Origin of the sequence: Micromonospora sp. NPDC002717 (genome assembly GCF_040295705.1) — a bacterium.
GTDB lineage: Bacteria > Actinomycetota > Actinomycetes > Mycobacteriales > Micromonosporaceae > Micromonospora.
In genome coordinates, this window is record NZ_JBEOVW010000019.1 from 107295 (window position 1) to 125996 (window position 18702).

Sequence of the window (18702 nt, forward strand, 5' to 3'; positions counted from 1 at the left end):
CTGCGTGAGCTCCGCCGAGTGCTGGTGGAGATGAGCGTGACCGAGGGTGATGCTGACCTGGGCTCGCCAAGTCGTCGATGCCCACGTTCCGCCCGCCTGCGCTGCCCGGCAAGATGTCATCGCGCTGAGCGCTTGGCTGCTGTGGCCGACAACGAAGGACGTCCCATGGGCTACAGCTTCGAGTGGGCTGATCTGCGCGAACCTGCTACGACCGCTCGCTCGCGCCACCAAGCGCACATCGAGCTCGGGGAGCTGTGCCAAGGATGCACGGACAAGTACCACTCGCTTGCGGCTGCCTATCACTTCCATCTGCTGAACACCGCCGGCATGGCCTTCTGCCGTGACGGTATGCGCCGCACGGGCATGACCTACCAGGCAACCCCGCAGCCCTTCCCCGACTGGCCGTTCGATGACACCGACGACTGGCGGTCTGCCGATCAGAGCCGGCGTAACGCCTACTTCGAGGCCGAACGGGCGGCGTCGGCCCAGACGGTCACTGGAATGGTTGGCATCCCGGAGTTCAAGCTGACGAGGAACGGCCCCTGGCTCGTAGGTGCGAGGGAGATCGAGCAAGCGCTGATCCTCTACCATGCTTCATCACCCAGCCTGCATGCAGAGATGGAGGGGGACGACCTGTGGGTGACCTGGCTCAACTGGCTGAGGCAGACCGTCAGCCACGGCGGCATCACCGTCGGGTGACCCCACCGTTAGATCGTTTAGACTGACGTGTCACCCACGTCCTGAAACTGATCTGTCACGGAGGTCCTGAGATCCGACATCGCCGGCAGCCGCCGGCAGCCGGCTTGTCCTCACCGATGTCCTCACCGATGTTGTCCACCGGCGGTGTCAGGCTGACGGGGAACGGTTGGTGAGATCGGGAGGACCGATGTATGGGTCTTTTGGTGCGACCGCACCGACGCGACCACCCACGAACGCGAACTCCTAGCGCCGACGCTGATCCGCTCCTCCCAGCTGCCTTTGCTCCTCTACTTGGCGGTGCGCCGCGCGCTGATTCGGCAGGACGGTCGATGGAGCGAGCCCGAGTTCGGCAGGTCGGGCCCGCTCCGCGACGGGTCAGCCGACGGGTGTGGTGGTGTGCACTCGATCGGTTGCTGGGGCGCTGAGTGTGTCCTGACGCTCCATCCACTGCTGGAACGCCCAGTAATCCATGTCGCTGCGTGTCGGGTTGACCTCGCTCTTGAGGGCGGGGAAGCCGTCGAGTCCGAGGGCGAGCCGGGAGGGCATAGCCACGCGGTAGTTGCGGTTGGGCTTGATGGGTTTGCCGTCGACAGTCACTTGCACGACCCTCTCACCGGCTAGCAGCCAGGGATCGATGCTGACTTCGACGTTGTCGGAGACCGACAGCGGCACAAAGGTCGAGCCCTGCCACTGCTGCTCGAAGGCCTCGCGCAGGTCGTGCCCGGAGACCGACACGGTAACGATGGAGCCCGCGCGCCCCGTCGCCGACCAACTCTCGCCGAACAGGACGGTACCGTTGCTGTCTGCGGGGTTCGCCCCGGCGGCATACGTCAGCGGGTTGCGGACATGAGAAGGATCGGTCAAGGCCAGATCCGCGCCGCCTGGCGACGACCACGTCCCGATGTCCCTATAGGCGTCCGCCACCAAGTTTCCCATGGCGCTCTCGCCCGATTCGTCGCGGGCCCGCGTGATGTCCTCGGTTACCGTCCCGATGGGCTCGGCCCAGCGTCGGGCCGCCCACGCTTCCCAGTGTTGCACCATTGAAACCACCTCGGGATCGGGCGCGATGTCCCGCGTTACCGGCACGTTGCGCGCGCTCAGCGACGAACGGAGGACGTCACCCGTGGAAGGGTCGATCTGGAACCGGATGTCCCCGAACGTTCGGCCGTGGTGGCCCGGGGTGAGCACCGGGCGCTGCTGTCCAGCTGGGTCGGTCACGGTACAGGTCGCCGCGGAGTGCCAGTGTCCGCCAATGACGACGTCAACTGCTGGGGTGACCTGCTCGGCGAGCCTCATGATCGGTCCACCGGCCGTGTCGCAGGCTTCGTACGTCGCGCGGTTCGTCGCGCCCTCGTGTGCGAGGAGGACGATCGCCTCCGCGCCGTCCGCCTGCAGTTCGGCCGCCGATCTGTCGACCGCGGCCGCCAAATCGGTTGTGACGAGCCCTCCGACCTGATAGGAGGAAAACACCCGCTCTGTGTCCGGCGGCATCACACCGATGAAGCCGACTCGAGCCTCGGACCCGTCGGCCCCGCGGACGGTGTCCACCCATGAGGACGCCAGCGGCCGCTGCCCGGTCGGAGCGGTGCGCAGGTTCGCCGCCAGGAAGGGGAACCGAGCTCCCGTGAATGGCTCGCCGGTCGACGTCGGGAAGCAGCTGTCGACACCTGGCTCGCCAAGGCACTCACCGTCGGTCATGTGCGGAGTCAGGAAGTCGAGCGACACGTCGACCTCATGATTGCCGACCGAGCTCACGTCGAGGCCAATGTGGTTGAGGTACTCGATCGTCGCCTCGTCCCGGCTGAACATGACCTGCCAGGGCCATCCACTGAAGTTGTCGCCGTTCGACACTCGGATTGAGTTGGCCTGGCCACTTGCCGCGCGGTCAAGGTGCGCGGACAGGAAGGCGCCGCCACCGACGGTCAGGGTCTGCCCGTCAGCCGTTGGCAAGGTTGCATCAGCACCGGTTGTCGGCGCGAGGTAGCCGTGGAGATCGGTGATGGCCAGGACCTGGACATCGATCGGGTTGGCCTGATTCGTGGGGTCATAAGTTGGGTCGCTGGCCGCTGCTGTAGCGGTCGGAGCGACGAATGTCGCTGAGAGGAAGGCGGTCAGGACTACGCCTGCGAGGCGTTTGGACATGCAAGGACCCTTTTCCGGGAAGAGAGCAGTGCAACGACAGGGCAATCTGCTGTGCAGGCGTGGCCCGCCGATTGCGATCGCTCAAAGACGACGTGAAGGCACGCTGAAACTCGACCGGCCGCAAGGTAGAAGCGGTAACAGGGAGCCGAAGAGGTAACGCCCTCCCTGGTCTCGACCCCTCATGCTGTGCCCGTCGGCCCAGACCAAGGGCGGGCGGGCACAGCCGTCTCCTCCCAGCGCGGGCAGACCCTTCTGCCTCCGCGGTGTCCGCATCTGCCGCACTGCGCGCGCTCATGCCGATGCGCGGGATGTGGCAAAGGACCAAAAGCGTCGGCGACAAGCCCTACACGGATGGCTGATTCGGTTACTGTCGGGGCGTGGTGGATGCGGCCCCTGTGGCATCGGGCCGAGACGCTGACGTCTTCGCCATCGACGATCGGCGTGTCCTTCGCCGCTACCGCGAAGGTGGAGACGTGGCCGCTGAGGCCGCAATCATGGCGTACGTTGCTAGTCTTGGTTTCCCTGCACCCACTGTGTATCAGGCGCGCGGGGCCGATCTCGTGATGGAACGACTGGACGGGCGCACCATGCTGTCGGCCCTCCTCGCCGGTGAGCTCGATGCCGTGGAAGCGGCCACCTGTCTGGCAGATCTGCATCACCGACTCCACGCGTTGCCACCCCGGCTCCGCGACGACGCCCGGATCTTGCACCTTGACCTGCACCCGGAGAACGTCATGGTGACGTCACGAGGGCCTGTCGTCATCGACTGGCGCAACGCTACCGAGGGGCCGGCAGACCTCGATGTCGCGCTCTCCGCGGTCATCCTCGCCCAAGTGGCTGTCGAGGAGGAGCATCCCCTGGCTTTGCCGGCCGCAACGCTGTTGGATGCCTTTCTCGACTGCGTCGGCGGCCCGCTGACCATGCTGGACCGCGCCCTAGCGATACGGCGCAACGATCCGGCACTCACTGGCAGCGAGCGGGAGCGGCTCGACGCCGCTGCCGTCCTCATTACCGGCCACCGATAAAGCCGCGAGACGACGGCCGGCACGCGCACGCACATGCCGCGATCAGGGTGGGGGAGCGTGGAGTCAGTGTGCCGTCGGTGCCGGCCTGCGGGGAACCCGCCACCACAGGTGGACGAGGATCGGTGGCAGCGCGATCGCGGCGGCGGCGAACGCAAGTGCTCGGGTGCGCCGTTGCTGGATTTCTTCACGTAGTTCTTCGTAGGTGGCCTGGTGTTCGATGACGTCGCCGCGGGACCGTACGCATTCGTCGCCGGGCCCGATCAGGACGTCGTGGTTGGCCGGGTTGGCCTCGAAGCAGGCGATTCTGGTCGGCTTCAGTTCCCAGTTGACGCGGTCCCAGTCGACGTCGATCCACGACTGCGACGTGCACGTGTCGCCTGAGCAGGAGGTTCGCACCGGCAGCTCCCAGCCGGAACGCAGCATGAAAGCGCCGAGGAACAGGCCCAACAGGACAGAGCTGAGGGAGACGACCGCGCGCATGTCAGGTTGGACCGCTGGCAGTCGTGCCTGGTTCCACCAGAGGCCCTCCAGAATGATCCTTCTCGCGGCCGCCTCGGCGTACTCCACCGAGACGAGCGCGAGATCGAGGCGCCGCTGACACCAAGGGGCGCGGGAGAGCCGGTGACGCTTCTGGTCGCCGGAGGAGGCGTCCAGGCGTGCGGCGCCGTTCCAGGACGCGAACCGGTCGCGGTCGGCGAACCGGCTGATGTCTCCGACGTCTGACAGTAGGCGGGCCGCGCCTGAGGGGCCGATGCCGTGCAGCTCCGTCAGGGTGGAGCCGCGGGCGGCCGCCAACTCCTTCCGAGGGCCGGCGTTCGCGTGGCCGGAAGTCGTCGCCTCAGCGCACCATCCGGATCAGGATCGCACCTCGGCCGAGCGGCTGCCTCTGCTCGTCCCGGCCTGCGCCGACGGCGACCGTCCGCGGGAGGCCGTCGACATGGTCGCGGAAGCCTTGACCGCTCTCGGCGCCCGGTCCGACGTGCGTCAGGTCAGCGAAGGAATTGCTCCACAGCCGGTACTGGACGCCGTGCCGATGGGCAGACGTTGACGACGTCCTCGTCAGCCTTGGATCGCATGCCTACCGTCGCTACGGAGGTGAACTCTCGCTGGAACAACTCCGCCTCATCGCCGCCACCCTTCAGTCTTCAGGGACCACCAGACACCAGTAGCGTGCCAGCGCACTGCTTCGCCGCTTCCAACGCTGGGGCGCCAGGTCAAGCTCGGTTCCGAGGCCGAGCGCGTTACTCGTTGGGTCTCGCTGCGGCGTTTTCAGACCAGGAGACGCTCCCGCATCTTCGCACCTAAATTGATCGCACCTACCGTCCGAGGATCGGTCGGATCGTGCACGTCGAAGGTGTTGTTGCGGCGCATCAGCGCACGAACCGGAGGTGGCAGCCGGGGCGGGTTGTCCATGGCTGCGAGAACCTGCCCGGCGGTCGAGATCAGTCGGTCCGCCAGGGCGGCGGCGTCGGTGTCTATCTGCACGCGGCCGTACTCCCAGCCGGCGGTGGTGAGGTCGAGCACCTCGAACACGCGGGCCACGAGCGGGTTCGGATCGGTCACCCGGTCGAGCCGGGGCGCCTGGCTGCCGACTACCGCGACGGCGGCGGCCACCTGCGCGTACGGGTGGAAGCCGCACGGCAGCGTGAACAGTGGCCACCGCAGGGCTGGGCCGGCCTCCATCCACAGCGGTCGGTAGTTCCGGCGGTGCACCAGGAGCCGCCGTCCCGTCCGTCGGTGTATCTCGTGGGCCTGGGCCTGTAGGTCCGCGTGGGCCTCGTCGGCGACCTGGCTTACGATCCGGGCCGCCACCACCAAGCCGTCGTCGCCGTTCAGCATCGCGGTGATCGCCTCGACCTGCTCGGAAAACCGGATCTGCGCGTGGCCGCCGTACCGGTACTGGAGGTCCCGTAGCAGCGCCTGCTGCCGCCCCGTATCGAGCTGGACCCGCCCGCCACCCAGTAACCGCCGGAGCCAATGCATTTCGCCTCGTTTCAGCAGAGCCGTCCCGGACCGCGGCAATGCTACAGATCTTGAATGGTCAGGTTGTGTCGGGTTCGAGGATCAGGCCGGTGAGAGCGAGGAACCCGTCGAGCAGGCGGCCGTCGGGGACGGCGCGGCGGGGGTGCTGGCCGCCCTCGCTCGCCGCCGGCGTGGGCTCGGGTGCCGCAGCCGGCACCACCGGCTCGTCGCCGCCGAGCACCCCGGTGGCGAAGAACGTCCCGAGGAGTATGCCGACCAGTCAGACGGCCAGCGCCACCCGCATCATCGGGTCCCTGGGCGGCCCGGACGGGGCGCGCGACGGCCACCCTAGACCATCCCGGACGGGTCGTTGCCCCCATCTCCGACCGTCACACCGGCATCCTGGTCCACCCCGATCGGCGACGGCCAATCGGCCCGGCCGGAGGTGACTCAGTCGACGACCGTGACGTCCTTCCCGAAGGCGACCCGACCGCGGACCATCTCCGCCTCCGGCTTCGGCTCCGTGTAGCACCACGACGTTGGCGCTGGTGCGGCCCGCGTGCTCCAGCGTGGTAGGACGCGGTGCCTCTCCGTGGGGAGACGGTGTGGGTCGAGAGTCCCCGGATCAGGTCGTCGCGCAGCGCGGAGCGGGCAAGTAGTGGTTGCCTTCGACCACCACCGTCTCGTCGCTCTCGGCGATCACCAGGTCGTTCCAGCCGGCTCTCGGCATGCCCGTCGGCGCTCGGCCGGCCACCCGTCAGCTGCGCGGCCCGGCGCCCTTTGATGGCACCGGAACTCGTCCGTCTGATCGACGCCTGAACGGGAAAAGTTCCCGTGATCCTCCGGATTTGCATACATTTGTAGATCGTCTTATCGGCCACCCCGATCCGTCTGACCGGTTTGAAGATCAACGATGTCGTGCCGTTCTTCGGCTCCGATCAGTACGTTGCCTTCACTTTTGTTGATCACACAGGGAGGCAGCGGTGCACGCTGGTCCGGAGTCGTCCGTCGTCATGCGACGGATCGGCGATCTGGTGCGCGGGCGGTACGGCCAGGCGCTGATCGTGTTCCTCACGGTCGTGCTCGCGGCGACGCTGGCCGAGTGGGGAGCGCGGCGACCCGCCGTCGCGGCACCCCCGTCGGCCACGCAGGCCACCCCGACCGTGCTGGAGCGGCCGGACGAGACGGCAGCGTTGATCACCGCCCGGATGACCGGCAAGCGGGTACTGATCACCGGTCTCACCTCGGAGACCTCCCAGTTCTGGGCGCTGCCGTCCGGCGCCGTGACCGCGGAGATCGCGGCCGGCCCGGTCCGGATGCGGAACGGGACCGGCGGCTGGGCCGACGTGGACCTGACGCTGCACCGGCGCGAGGACGGATCGGTCGCACCGGTTGCCCACCCGTACGGGTTGACGTTCTCGGGCGCCGCCGGAGCCGGTGAGCACGCCCTGGTCACGCTGGGTGCGACCGGGAACCGCGCCACGCTCGGCTGGAGCGGCGCGCTGCCCGAGCCCGTGCTCGACGGCAACCGGGCCACCTACCCGGAGGTCCGTCCCGGGGTGGACCTGGAGGTCACCGCCACCCGCACCGGCTACCAGCAGCTGCTCATCGTGAAGGACCGGGCGGCGGCGGCCCAGGTACGCCGGATCCGGCTGCCCTGGCGTACCGAGGGTGCGACGGCGCGGACCGACGGCGCCGGCGGGCTCGAGATCCGCAACCGCTCGGGCAAGCGCATCGGCAGCGTCGGCGCCCCGTTGATGTGGGACGCCGCGGTCGACCCCGCCTCCGGAGAGCACCGCCGGCGTGCGCCGGTCGGGCTCAGCCTCGACGGCCAGGGCGACCGGACCGGGCTGGTGCTGGAGCCGGACCGGGACTTCCTCGCCGACCCGGCCACCAGCTACCCGGTGACCATCGACCCGTCCCAGAGCATCGGTGCCAACTTCGACGCGTTCGTGCAGTCCAGCTTCACCTCCGACCAGTCCGCTGCGACCGAGCTGAAGCTCGGCACGTACGACGGCGGCACCACGAAGGCCCGGTCCTTTCTCCGCTTCGACAGCGTCAACACCTGGCTCTGGGACAAGCAGGTGCAGTCGGCGACGCTGAGCCTGTGGGAGTTCCACTCGTACTCGTGCACTGCCAGGTCCTGGGAGGCGTGGCGGGTCGGCGCGGTCAGCACGGCGACCCGCTGGACCGCCCAGCCGACGTGGGACGCCAAGGTCGGCACCTCCACCGAGACGAAGGGCTACAGCACCACCTGCGGCGACGGCTGGGTGAACGTGACGGTGGCCGACGCCTTCCAGTACGCCGCCGACGCCCACTCGACGTCGGTGAACATCGGCATCCGGGCGACCTCGGAGACGGACAACTACTCCTGGAAGCGGTTCAACTCCCGGGAGGCGGCGGCCAACCCGCCGAAGGTGAGCATCACCTACCAGTCGAAGCCGGTGGTCAGCGCGCTGGCGACGGTGCCGGCGACGGTCTGCGCCACCGGCACCGGCCGGCCGTACGTCAACAGCCGGACGCCGCAGCTCCGCGCCAAGATCACCGATGGGGAGGCGTCGCCGGTCAAGGCCAGGTTCGAGTGGCAGACCAGCGTCGGCGCGCTGCTCGGCTCCAGCGTGGTCGGTCCCGGTGCCTCCGGCTCCTGGCTCGCGGCCACCGTGCCCTCCGGCGCCTTCGCCGAGGGCGGCACCTACAAGTGGCGGGCCCGGGGCAACGACGGCACCGTGGACGGTCCGTGGTCGGCCATTTGCGAGTTCACCGTGGACACCACCGCGCCGTCGGCGGCGCCGATGGTCTCCTCGACGTCGTACCCGGCGGGTCAGTGGGGTGGCGCGGCGGGCACCGCCGGCACCTTCACCTTCGGCGCGTCGGGCGTCACCGACGTGGCGGCGTACGAGTACGGCCTCAACGTCAACCCGCCGAACCTGAGCGTCAACGCGCCCAGCCTCGGCGCGGGCGCCAGCGTCTCGATCACCCCGAGCGCGGACGGGCCGCAGACCCTCTACGTGCGCAGCCGGGACCGGGCCGGCAACCAGTCGGCGATCCGCAGCTACTCGTTCTCGGTGGGGGCGGGTGCGGTCACCGGCCCGAAGACGGGCGACGTCACCGCCGCGAAGGTCGCGGTCACCGGTGTCGGCCGGTCGACGGTGACCGGCGTCACCTACCAGTGGCGGCGGGGCGACAGCGACCCGTGGGTCACCGTCCCGGCCGCCGACGTGACCGTGGCCGCCGGCGGCGGCGCCGTGGCCTGGCCGCTGCCGACCAGCGGCTCCGGCGCCTTCCCGAAGCTGAACTGGGACGTCGAGGCCACCCTGGCCGCGGTGGACGCCGAGTCGGTGCCCCGGGACGGGCCGGTGCAGGTGCGGGGCAGCTTCACCGGCGGCGCCGGCGGCGCCGGCGGCTACTCCAGCGCTGTGAAGATCACCTTTGACCGGGCGCAGGCGTCGGCGGAGTCCGAGCAGATCGGCCCCGGTTCGGTCAACGTGCTCACCGGCAACTACACCCTCGCCGACACCGACGTCTCGGTCGACGCGCCCGGGAGCGACCTGACCGTCACCCGCTCCTACAACACCCGCCGGGTGGCGCAGACCGACCCGGCGGAGATGTTCGGGCCCGGCTGGGTCTCCGGCGCGGTGGTCGACGAGGCCGACGCCGGCTACACCTCGCTCTCCGTCTACGGCTCGCTGGTCCAGGTCGGGCTGCCGGACGGTGACACCATCGGCTTCACCCGGCGCAGCACCACCGCCTTCGACCCGGAGATCGGGATGGAGGCGCTCACGCTGTCGTACGACGCCGCGGCCGACGCGTACACGCTGCGGGACCTCGACGGGCAGGTGGCAGTCTTCACCCGGGTCACCGGGACCACCGCCGGGAAGTACTTCCCGACCTCGGTCACGGTGCCCGGCGACAACCAGACGGTCAGCTACAGCTGGGAGCGGGTCACCGTCGCGGGCAAGGAGATCGTCCGGCCGACCCGGATGCTCGCCCCGGTCGCCGACGGCGTCGCCTGCACCACGCTGGCCCGCGGGTGCCGCGCCCTGACCTTCAGCTACGCGACGGCCACCACCGCCACCGGCGCAGGCGAGCCGGGCTGGGGCGACTACCTCGGCCGGGTCCGGGAGATCTCGTTCACCGCCTGGGATCCGGACCTGCCCACCCCGGCGATGCGCACCGTGCCGATGGCGCGGTACGCCTACGACAACTCCGGCCGGCTGCGGGCCTCCTGGGACCCCCGGCTGGACTGGAACGACGCCGGCACCGTCCGACACGTCGCGGACACCTACACCTACGGGGCCGACGGCGTCCTCTCCGGGACCACCCCGGCCGGTCAGGAGCCGTGGCAGTTCAGCTACACCACCATCCCCGGCGACCCGGGCACCGGGCGGCTGCACCGGGTGACCCGGTCCGCGCTGGCCGCCGGCACCGCCACCACCACCGTCGTCTACCAGGTGCCGACCAGCGGCACCGGCGCCCCGTACGACCTTTCCCCCAGCCAGACGGCGCGCTGGGGGCAGACCGAGGCGCCGACCGACGCCACCGCCGTCTTCCCGCCCAGCCAGGTGCCCGGCGGCGACCCGGCCGCGGGGACGCTGCCGGCGTCCTGGGAGCACGCCGAGGTGACCTACCTCGACGCCAACGCCCGTGCGGTCAACGAGGTCGACCCGGGCGGGCACACCACCGCCACCTGGTACGACCAGTGGGGGAACAGCGTGCGGTCGCTGACCGCCGCCAACCGGGCCCGCGCCCTGGACGCCTCCGCGTCGGACACCCCCATCGAGGAGGCGACGTTGGCCGAGAAGCTCTCCTCGGTCAACAGCTACTCCGCCGACGGCCAGCTGCTGCTCGCCGAGACCGGACCGGAGCACGACGTGGTGATCGGCAGCGGTGCCACCGTTCGCGGCCGGTCGGTCACCCGGTACACCCACGACGAGGGGGCACCCACCACGGGCGCTCCGTACCACCTGGTCACCACGCAGGACGAGCTGGTCCAGTACTGGGGTGCCGGGGGCGTGGTCACGGAGAGCGACCTGCGCCGCACCACGAAGGCGTACAACTGGACGCTGCGGCAGCCGACCGTGCTGACCGTCGACCCCGGTGGCAAGGCCCTGACCACCCGGATCGGCTACGACGCGGAGACCGGGCTGCCGAACTCCACCACCCTGCCGGCCGGCGGGACCTCGACCACCACCCCGTACACCCGGCAGACGGTCGCCTACCGGGCGACGTCGGGCTCGGGCTACGCCGAATGCGACCTGCGGCCGGAGTGGGCCGGCCTCACCTGCCGTACCCAGCCCGGCGGGCAGCCGGCGACCGGGCCGGAGGTGCCGTACTCCGTCACCACCTACGACCTCTACCACCAGGTGCGGACGATCACCGAGAAGACCGGCGCCGGTGTCCTGCGGACCACCACGACCACGTACGACGGCGCCGGCCGGGTCCGGGAGACGGCGGTGACCGCGGCGGCCGGGCTGGGCGCGGCGGTCCCCGTGCAGCGCAGCAACTACGACCCGGCCACCGGAACGCTGACCCGGGTCCAGTCGGTGACCGGCGGCACGGTCACCGCCGAGGTCGTGCGCGGCTACGACCGGCTCGGTCGGCAGGTCTCCTACACCGACGCCGACGGCAACACCTCGACGACCGGGCACGACCTGCTCGGGCGGGTGTCGACCAGTTCGGACGGAAAGGTCACCCGGACCTACCGCTACGACGGCGTGGATGGTCGCCGTGACCTGCTCACCGAGGTCGACGACGGGCAGGTCGGCACCTTCAGCGGCGGCTACGACGCCGACGGCAACCTGGTGTCGGAGACCTGGCCCAACGGCGTGGTGGTCAGCACCGAGTACGACGAGACCGGTACCCCGGTGGGCCTCACCTACACCCGCCCGGGCTGTGGACAGGTCGACTGCACCCTGTTCAGCGAGGCGGTCACCGAGTCGGGCCACGGCCAGTGGCGGCGGCACGTCTCGACCCTGTCGGACCAGACCTACGGCTACGACGCCGTCGGCCGACTGACCAGCGTCGAGGACACCGTCGGCGAGCAGTGCACCACCCGCACGTACGCGTTCAGCACGGCCAGCAACCGCGCCTCGACCACGACGTACGCCCCTGGGGCCGACGGTGCCTGCCAGAACACCACCGCGGCCGGCACGCGTAGCTGGAGCTACGACACGGCCGACCGGGTGACCAGCACCGGGTACGGGTACGACGCGCTGGGCCGGACAACCACCGTGCCGGCGGCCGACACCGCCGTGCCGGCGAGCGGGAACCTGACCGTGGCCTACCACGTCACGGACCTGGTGGACCGGATCACCCAGGGCGCGCGGACCACCGACTACACCCTCGACGTGACGGGCAACCGGATCCGGTCCTGGACGGACAACGCCTCCGGGGTGGCCGTGCAGGCGGTCCACCACTACGACGACGACAGCGACAACCCGGCCTGGACCCAGGAGTCGGCGGGCCACTGGACGCGGGCGGTGACCGGCCTGTCGGCGCTGGCCGCCGTCTGGGACAGCGACAGTGGCCAGGCCGAATGGCAGCTGCGCAACCTGCACGGCGATCTGGTGGCCAGCATCCGCCCCGGCGACCAGGGGCTCTCCGCCACGTCGGAGAGCACCGAGTACGGCGCACCGCGCAACCCGGACGACGCGGGGACACAGCGCTACGGGTGGCTGGGCGCGAACCAGCGGGCAGCGGACACCCCGGCCGGCATCGTCCTGATGGGGGTACGGCTCTACAACCCGACCACGGGCCGGTTCCTCCAGACCGACCCGGTGTACGGCGGCAACGCCAACCCGTACGACTACTGCTCCGGCGACCCGGTCAACTGCTTCGACCTGGACGGACGGTTCGGCTGGGGCAAGTGGCTCGACCGCACCGGCGCGGTACTCGGCTTCGCGGCGATGTTCGGCTGCGGCCCGTGCGCGGTGATCTCCGCCGGGATCTCGCTGGGCCGGGGCATCTACAAGATCCGCAAGGGCGACCGCAGCGGGTGGGTCGACCTCGTCGGAGTGGGCACCTTCGGCGCCGCCAAGGCACTGCGCTACGGCGGCAAGTTCGTCAAGAACCGGCGGATCAAGAATGCGCCGAAGGGAGTTCCGGGTCGCAGCAAGTACTACAAGAAGAAGCGGAAGCAGGCTGCCGCCAAGCACCGCCGGTACCAACGGAAGGTGGTCCGCCGGGCAGACCGGATCGACACCGGCTGGGGTGTCTGGTCGTCCTACACGGCGGGCCGGGACGGATACCGTGACTACCGCAGCTGGCGCAAGAAGCGCAGGAGGTGACGGCGTGCCGGGTCCCGGGCGGCCACCGCTGCCGTACACCATGACACTGGGACTGGCGGGCGGGTTGGATCGGCTGACCCGCCGCTGGTCCTGGGGTCTGGCGGCCGAGTACCGACGCTGGCTGGCGGCGGTGCTCGGGCCCCGGCCGCCTCGGTTGGACGAGGAGAGCGCGCCGGTGCTGGCCGCCCGGTTCCTGCACGCGCTCTGGCTGGTGCTCGCGGTGCTGCTGGCGGTGGCCACGCTGCCGTTCCGGTCACCGTTGAGCAGCGGTGGCGTGCTGGCCGTCGGCGTGCTCACCCTCGGTGCCTGCGTCGGCGTCGTCAACGCCGCGCTGGGCTACCTGAACGAGCGCGGAACCGCCCGGCTGGCCCGGCACCCGCTGTTCACCGCCGGCTGGCTGGCGGTGGTCGGTGTGCTGGCCGCCGTCGTCCTGCTCACCGTCTTCTTCTGAGATTCCATGGCCTACCCCGGGCCGCCTCGAAGGATGAGAATCGGGTGGGGTCGGCTGTGCTCGTTCTCGCTTGATGCGCGTGGGGTTGGGGCAGGTAGACCGTGAGGCGAGTGCACAGGCCTGCGTCGCGCAGACTTTGTGACCAACTAACTGAGTGACAACCAGTCCGCACTCAGCGAACACCAACACCGGCGGTTGCGTCCAGGGAAGTGGTGTGCGACTTGACCGTGATGGGCGTGTTGCGTAGATAGGAGACGGCCACCGCGCGATCCCTCGAGACGGCTAAATCCAACGAAGGAGAGTGATGCGCGATGGCGCATCTGAGAGTGTGAACCCTGTTGACCTGCTGTGCGAGCAGATCGCGGGCGCGTCGCCGGATGTGTTGCAGGCAATGATCAAAACGTTCGCGCAGGCGGTGATGTCCGCCGACGCGGGCGCGATCTGCGGAGCCGCATATGGGCAGCGCAGCGACGAGCGCGGCGCAGGCAAGGGCAAGCCGGGTCCGCGCGGCAAGCCCCAAGCATGGGGACGGTGGCCGCGCGAGGACATGCCGGTCGTCCAGGAGCCGGCTCCACAGCCGCGCAGGGTCAGGTCAACTGCTCACCCTGGGGGTGTCCCTATGGGGTTCGTCAAGCGGCGATTGGTGTGGCTGGGCGGGGTTGGTAGGGGATCTTGTCGCGGAGCATGGCGTATAGGACGTCGCAGCGGCGGCGGGCCAGGCAGATCAGGGCGGCGTTGTGTTTCTTTGCCTTGGGCGCGTTTGCGGTCGTAGTAGGCGCGGCTGACCGGGTCGGCCAGGGCGGCGAACGCGGCGAGGAAGAACGCGCGTTTGAGTTGTTTGTTGCCGCCGCGTGGTGGGTGTTCGCCGCGGATGCTGCTGCCGGAGCGGCGGGTGACCGGGGCGAGGCCGGCGTAGGCGGCGAGGTGTCCGGGGGTGGCGAACGAGCTGCCGTCGCCGACTTCGAGCAGGATCCGGGCGGCGGTCCTGACGCCGATGCCGGGCATCGATGTCAGGACCGAGGCGAGAGGGTGCGCATCGAGCATCCTGTCCACCTCGCCGACGACGGCCAACCCGCCGGGCCACCACCGATCACCACAGGAGACACCGGCCACTACCAGCCAAAACGCCGCCATGATCGCCGCTAGGCCGTCGCCAGGCCGTCCGAGGACAACCCAAGCACCTTGTCCACGGCCCGGCGCGTGCGGTCCTCGCTGGTCGGCATGAGGTGGGTGTAGGTGCGCAGGGTGAACCCGGGATCGGCGTGGCCCAGGTACTCCGACAGCGCCTTGACGCTCTCCAGCATCGAGCAGGACCGAGGCGTAGAAGTGCCGTAGGGCGTGCATTCCGGTGGCCCGGGAGGACTGGATGCCAGCGGCCGTCAGAGCGGGATGCCAGTAGTCCCGGTTCAAGGTGTGACGATCCATGGCGACGTTCGTCCGGCCGTAAACGACCAGGTTGACGGTGACGGGAGGGCCGCCGGGCACCTCCCATGGCAGCGTCACCGGTACCGTAGGGAACTCCTCCAAATGATGGGTGAGGGCTGCACCCACCGATCCGGGCAGCGGGATATCCCGTGTCGCTCCCAGACGGATCAGTCTCGGGACGTGGGCGATACATCCGGCTGGATGCCCTGTCCTTCGTTGCTCGATGGGGTCGTTATAGGCGCACCTGGCGAGCGCGGTGATACCGAAGCAGCGGCGGCAGCTTCTGTTACTCCCGTCTCGGCCGCGTATCCGGGAGATCGGACCGCTGGTCCAAGCCATCCCTTGACGGTGGCTGCCACCGCAGCGCGTGGCGGTTTGACGGGCATGAGATGGCGGCCTTTCGACCAGACCCGCAACATTCCTTCAGTGGTACTCATCCTGGTGGTGACCATGGTGATTCGTCGGCCTTTCTGGTCCCAGGTATGCCACAACGCCCACCCCTGCGGCCGTGGCTCAACGCCCAGCCGCTCGCAAATGTCGATGTACTCCTGCTCGCTCACTACTGTCGTGGGACGAACCAGGAGTGCCCCGGCTAGGCCGACAAGCGGGGCGTCCGTGTCGACGCAGCCGTCATCCTCGAAGTGGTAATGCCGCAGCTGGCGTCCAAGCGCGTTGACGGCACGATGCAGGGGTGTTGCATCGTCAGGATCGGGATCAAAGCTCAGCCAGCCCTCGTCCAGCGCACGATTGACGACGTCATCGGCAAGGAGCTCTATCTGGCGGAGGTACTCCGCCTCTCTCGGGTCGATATCCGGCACCAGCTCACCCTTCCAGGAGGCAGCCTGTCGGTCAGGTTGCTTTCCCACCACGCGAACGGACGCAGTGTCACGCAGGTCCTGATGCCGATGTGCCACACAGGTCCCGAGACCGGACACGGCCGGCTGCCGGGATGTCTAGTCCCACCACATGCTTGACGGATCCGTCCCAGGACATGCTTGTCGTTTGGCCTAGACATTGCGGGCGACCTTGCGGGGTCGCGGATGACGGTTCATGTGGCTATCTGCCGAGTTCGCGGTCGGCGTGGTCGGTGGTGATCAACATGATCGGGCCCGCTTCCTCCGAGGGAAGCCAGGTCTTGGAGTTTGCGAGGGCGGCGTCGATTTCGGCGTTTGTCATGTGGGGGATGTTGGGCCAGTCGTGGTAGCGAGCGCTTGGTATGAGTTCGATCAGGTCTTTGTCGATCATGTCCTTGACGATGGCAGCGAAGCGGGGGATGAGGGGTCGGATGGCGTCGCTGTCGGTGCTGAACATCCAGACCGTGCCGTCCTGCTCGGCGTGGCCGAGGTAGTCGCCGATGACTCCGTTGAGCCACGCCTCTTCGATCGCGTTGGTCAAGATGACGCGTTCTTCGGCGGTCAGGTCGTCCCAGATGCTCACGAGTGGATCCTTCCAATATCCGCCGCTGCTTGCCGCGGGGGCTCGGCCAGCTCGGTGCGCAGGCGAGGTCGGTGGGCTTTGATTCGGGTGACCGGGTGGTTGTTGGTGCGGCGGATGGTGCGGATGCCGTCGTCGCACTCGACCGCCAGTTCGGTGTCCGAGACGGTGATGGTGACGGTCTTGCCGGCATGGACGCGGCCGAGGGCGACTTTCTGCCAGGCGACCATGACCATGCCGCTGTTGGAGGCGCGGCGTTGGACCCGGACCGGTTCGGTGGAGGGTTGTGGGGGTGGGCCAGCCGGGCGGGCGCCCCGCAAGCCGATGATCTGCTGCGGGGTGAGCGGGTTGGGGCGGGTGCGTAGCAGCTGGCGGGTCTCGGGGTCGAAGAATGCCAGGGTGCTCGGGTCGATGCGGACGCCGACGCGGCGGCCGGCGAGGATCTCGGCGGCCAGGACGACATGCTGGCCCAGGGACACTTTTCCGTCCCGGTTGACGGTGCGGTCGACCTCCACAACGTCCGGACGCCCGGCGGTGTCCAGGGGGAGAGGGGACGGGCCAGCGGGTCGGCCGCCGTGGCGCAGCAGCCCGGCCAGGTCCGCCACCGATAGGTGAGAGCGGATCGTCTTGATCCGAGAGCCGGCGATGAGCAGGTGGATGACATCGGTGTCGGCCCAGAACGTGACCGTCACGCCGGACCGGGCGGGACCGAGCCAGAACTGCTTGCCCGCGACTTGCAGGTTGCCCGACCGTGGCACGACCCGGTCGAATTCCACCGCCCCCGCCACCGCCTGAACCTGCGCCGGGATCGGGACCGGCGGTGAAACGAGGGCCTGGTCGACGGGCGGGGTGAGCCGGGAAGGCAGCTTCACCGGCACCACCTGCTCGGCCGCCAGCGCGGGAGTGAACCGGTCGGCAGGGAAGGCCATGTCCAGGGACTGATGCGGCCTGTCGGTGTTGTACTCGTGCCGGAAGACGTCGACGGCGGCTTGGACGGTGTCCAGGTCGGGCCAGATGGGCACCTCGTCGAGGAGTTCGCGGCGCAGGGTCTGGTGGAACCGTTCCACCTTCCCTGTGGTGGTCGGGGAGGCGGGTTGGGTGAGTCGGTGGATGATGCCGTTCTCTCGGCAGATCCGGTCGAACATCACCTCCCCGCCCTTGCCGAATCGGTCGGTGAACTGCTTGCCGTTGTCCGTGAGGACTTCCTCGGGCACCCCGAACTGCTGCAACCCTTCGGCGAGGGCCAGGCAGACGGCCCGGCCGGTGGCCCGGCGCACGACCTGGGCGATGACGCAGAACCGGGAATGGTCATCCACGCCGGTGACGACCTTGGCTTCGGTGCCGTCGGCGAGCATGATCCCGCCGACGATGTCCATCTGCCACAACTCCATCGGCCGAGCCCGCTGCCAGCGGACATAGTCCTTACGCCCCCGGCGACGCTTGGCCGGTTCGATCAGGCCGTGGCGGACCAGGATCCGATACACCGTCATCCGCGACGGCACCGGCTCCGGACATCCGTGCCGGCCCAACTCGAACGCGATCCGCCGAGAACCCCACCGCGGATGATGCCGGCGCAGCTCACACACCAACGCCTCCACCTCCGGCGACGCCTGATGAGCACACCCCTGAGGCCGCCGAGACCGGTTCTCCAACCCGACCAGACCCGCTTCGGCATAGCGGGCCAGCCAGGAATGGATCGTCTGCCGAGACACCCCCGTCCGGGCTGCCACCTCAACCACCGGTTCTCCGGCCTGCACCGCCAATACCGCCCGATAACGCTGCTCGACGATCGACAACTCCACCAGCGCCAATCCCGGCCTCCCCACCTGCGATGACCGCAACCACCACGCGATGAGGACGCCGAATATTGATCATGTCAAGCATCTGGTGGGACGCGAGTGTCAAGCATCTCGGGACTGTACAAATAACGGCTGATCGACCGATCAAGGGAGAGACGCCAGATGACGACCGAGATCACCTCGGGGCAGGACCCGGCCGCAGGGTCGGTGAGTGCGGTCACGGATGAACAGTTGATCGCGATGCTGGTCGATCGGGCTCGTGGTGACGGGCTGAAGCTGACCGGCGAGGGCGGGCTGCTGCAGCAGCTCACGAAGCGGGTCCTGGAGTCGGCGTTGGACGGTGAGATCACCGACCACGTCGGCTACGACAAGCACGACCCGGCAGGTCGAGGTAGCGGGAACACCCGTAACGGCAGCCGGACCAAGACCGTGCTCACCGATGTCGGACCGGTCGAGGTCCGGGTCCCACGCGACGCCGC

Annotated in this window: 13 protein-coding genes and 3 pseudogenes; 6 read left to right on the top strand and 10 right to left on the bottom strand. The window is 69.2% G+C overall.

What is annotated here, in order from left to right; all coding sequences use genetic code 11:
- The first annotated feature begins 165 nt into the window (after positions 1-165).
- Positions 166-699: a hypothetical protein gene (locus ABT006_RS25055; RefSeq protein ID WP_350710166.1), complete on the top strand. Its 534-nt coding sequence runs from the start codon at positions 166-168 to the stop codon at positions 697-699.
- Positions 700-1074: 375 nt separating this feature from the next.
- Here the strand turns inward: ABT006_RS25055 and ABT006_RS25060 are convergent, their stop codons facing one another.
- A complete protein-coding gene (locus ABT006_RS25060; RefSeq protein ID WP_350710167.1) occupies positions 1075-2841 on the bottom strand; it encodes a bifunctional metallophosphatase/5'-nucleotidase in 1767 nt (588 codons plus the stop codon).
- Between the two features lie 395 nt (positions 2842-3236).
- Here ABT006_RS25060 and ABT006_RS25065 point away from each other — a divergent pair, with 395 nt between their 5' ends.
- The gene (locus ABT006_RS25065) at positions 3237-3866 is read left to right on the top strand and encodes a phosphotransferase (RefSeq protein WP_350710188.1); all 630 of its coding nucleotides are present in this window, start codon (positions 3237-3239) and stop codon (positions 3864-3866) included.
- 63 nt (positions 3867-3929) lie between these two features.
- Here ABT006_RS25065 and ABT006_RS25070 read toward each other — a convergent pair whose 3' ends face one another.
- The 4 genes and pseudogenes from ABT006_RS25070 to ABT006_RS25085 all read right to left on the bottom strand — a co-directional run bounded on the left by ABT006_RS25070 (position 3930) and on the right by ABT006_RS25085 (position 6558).
- Positions 3930-4661 carry a transposase gene (locus ABT006_RS25070; protein ID WP_350710169.1) on the bottom strand — a complete coding sequence of 244 codons (732 nt, stop codon included), beginning with the start codon at positions 4659-4661 and terminating at the stop codon, positions 3930-3932.
- Between the two features lie 474 nt (positions 4662-5135).
- Positions 5136-5849, bottom strand: a complete 714-nt coding sequence (locus ABT006_RS25075) for a hypothetical protein (RefSeq protein ID WP_350710171.1) — start codon at positions 5847-5849, stop codon at positions 5136-5138.
- 58 nt (positions 5850-5907) lie between these two features.
- A complete protein-coding gene (locus ABT006_RS25080) occupies positions 5908-6045 on the bottom strand; it encodes a hypothetical protein (protein ID WP_350710173.1) in 138 nt (45 codons plus the stop codon).
- Between the two features lie 233 nt (positions 6046-6278).
- A pseudogene (locus ABT006_RS25085) lies at positions 6279-6558 on the bottom strand (DUF427 domain-containing protein).
- Between the two features lie 253 nt (positions 6559-6811).
- Between ABT006_RS25085 and ABT006_RS25090 the strand changes: the two are divergent.
- The 3 genes and pseudogenes from ABT006_RS25090 to ABT006_RS25100 form a co-directional block, all read left to right on the top strand.
- The gene (locus ABT006_RS25090) at positions 6812-13114 is read left to right on the top strand and encodes a DNRLRE domain-containing protein (protein ID WP_350710174.1); all 6303 of its coding nucleotides are present in this window, start codon (positions 6812-6814) and stop codon (positions 13112-13114) included.
- Between the two features lie 4 nt (positions 13115-13118).
- The gene (locus tag ABT006_RS25095) at positions 13119-13565 is read left to right on the top strand and encodes a hypothetical protein (RefSeq protein ID WP_350710176.1); all 447 of its coding nucleotides are present in this window, start codon (positions 13119-13121) and stop codon (positions 13563-13565) included.
- A gap of 304 nt (positions 13566-13869) precedes the next feature.
- A pseudogene (locus tag ABT006_RS25100) lies at positions 13870-14043 on the top strand (IS256 family transposase); the annotation flags it as partial.
- A gap of 151 nt (positions 14044-14194) precedes the next feature.
- On the opposite strand, the pseudogene ABT006_RS25105 reads toward ABT006_RS25100, so the two are convergent.
- The 5 genes and pseudogenes from ABT006_RS25105 to ABT006_RS25125 all read right to left on the bottom strand — a co-directional run.
- Positions 14195-14612, bottom strand: a pseudogene (locus ABT006_RS25105) (transposase); the annotation flags it as partial.
- Between the two features lie 95 nt (positions 14613-14707).
- Positions 14708-14869 (bottom strand): hypothetical protein, encoded by a 162-nt coding sequence (locus tag ABT006_RS25110; protein WP_350710178.1) that lies wholly within the window; start codon positions 14867-14869, stop codon positions 14708-14710.
- 288 nt (positions 14870-15157) lie between these two features.
- Positions 15158-15808, bottom strand: coding sequence for a hypothetical protein (locus ABT006_RS25115; RefSeq protein ID WP_350710179.1), 651 nt, complete (start codon positions 15806-15808; stop codon positions 15158-15160).
- A 238-nt stretch (positions 15809-16046) separates the two neighbouring features.
- A complete protein-coding gene (locus ABT006_RS25120) occupies positions 16047-16427 on the bottom strand; it encodes a hypothetical protein (protein WP_350710181.1) in 381 nt (126 codons plus the stop codon).
- Positions 16424-18250: an IS481 family transposase gene (locus tag ABT006_RS25125; protein ID WP_350710183.1), complete on the bottom strand. Its 1827-nt coding sequence runs from the start codon at positions 18248-18250 to the stop codon at positions 16424-16426. The genes ABT006_RS25120 and ABT006_RS25125 overlap by 4 nt, the downstream gene beginning before the upstream one ends.
- 213 nt (positions 18251-18463) lie before the next feature.
- Between ABT006_RS25125 and ABT006_RS25130 the strand changes: the two genes are divergently transcribed.
- Positions 18464-18702 (top strand): transposase (locus tag ABT006_RS25130; RefSeq protein WP_350710190.1); only part of this gene is annotated, 239 nt, incomplete at its 3' end.

What these genes read in the sequence shown, in the direction of transcription:
- ABT006_RS25075 (WP_350710171.1), bottom strand. Translation starts at nt 5,849, where the DNA reads ATGCATTGGCTCCGGCGGTTACTGGGTGGCGGGCGGGTCCAGCTCGAT.
- ABT006_RS25055 (WP_350710166.1), top strand. Translation starts at nt 166, where the DNA reads ATGGGCTACAGCTTCGAGTGGGCTGATCTGCGCGAACCTGCTACGACC.
- ABT006_RS25110 (WP_350710178.1), bottom strand. Translation starts at nt 14,869, where the DNA reads ATGCTGGAGAGCGTCAAGGCGCTGTCGGAGTACCTGGGCCACGCCGAT.
- ABT006_RS25060 (WP_350710167.1), bottom strand. Translation starts at nt 2,841, where the DNA reads ATGTCCAAACGCCTCGCAGGCGTAGTCCTGACCGCCTTCCTCTCAGCG.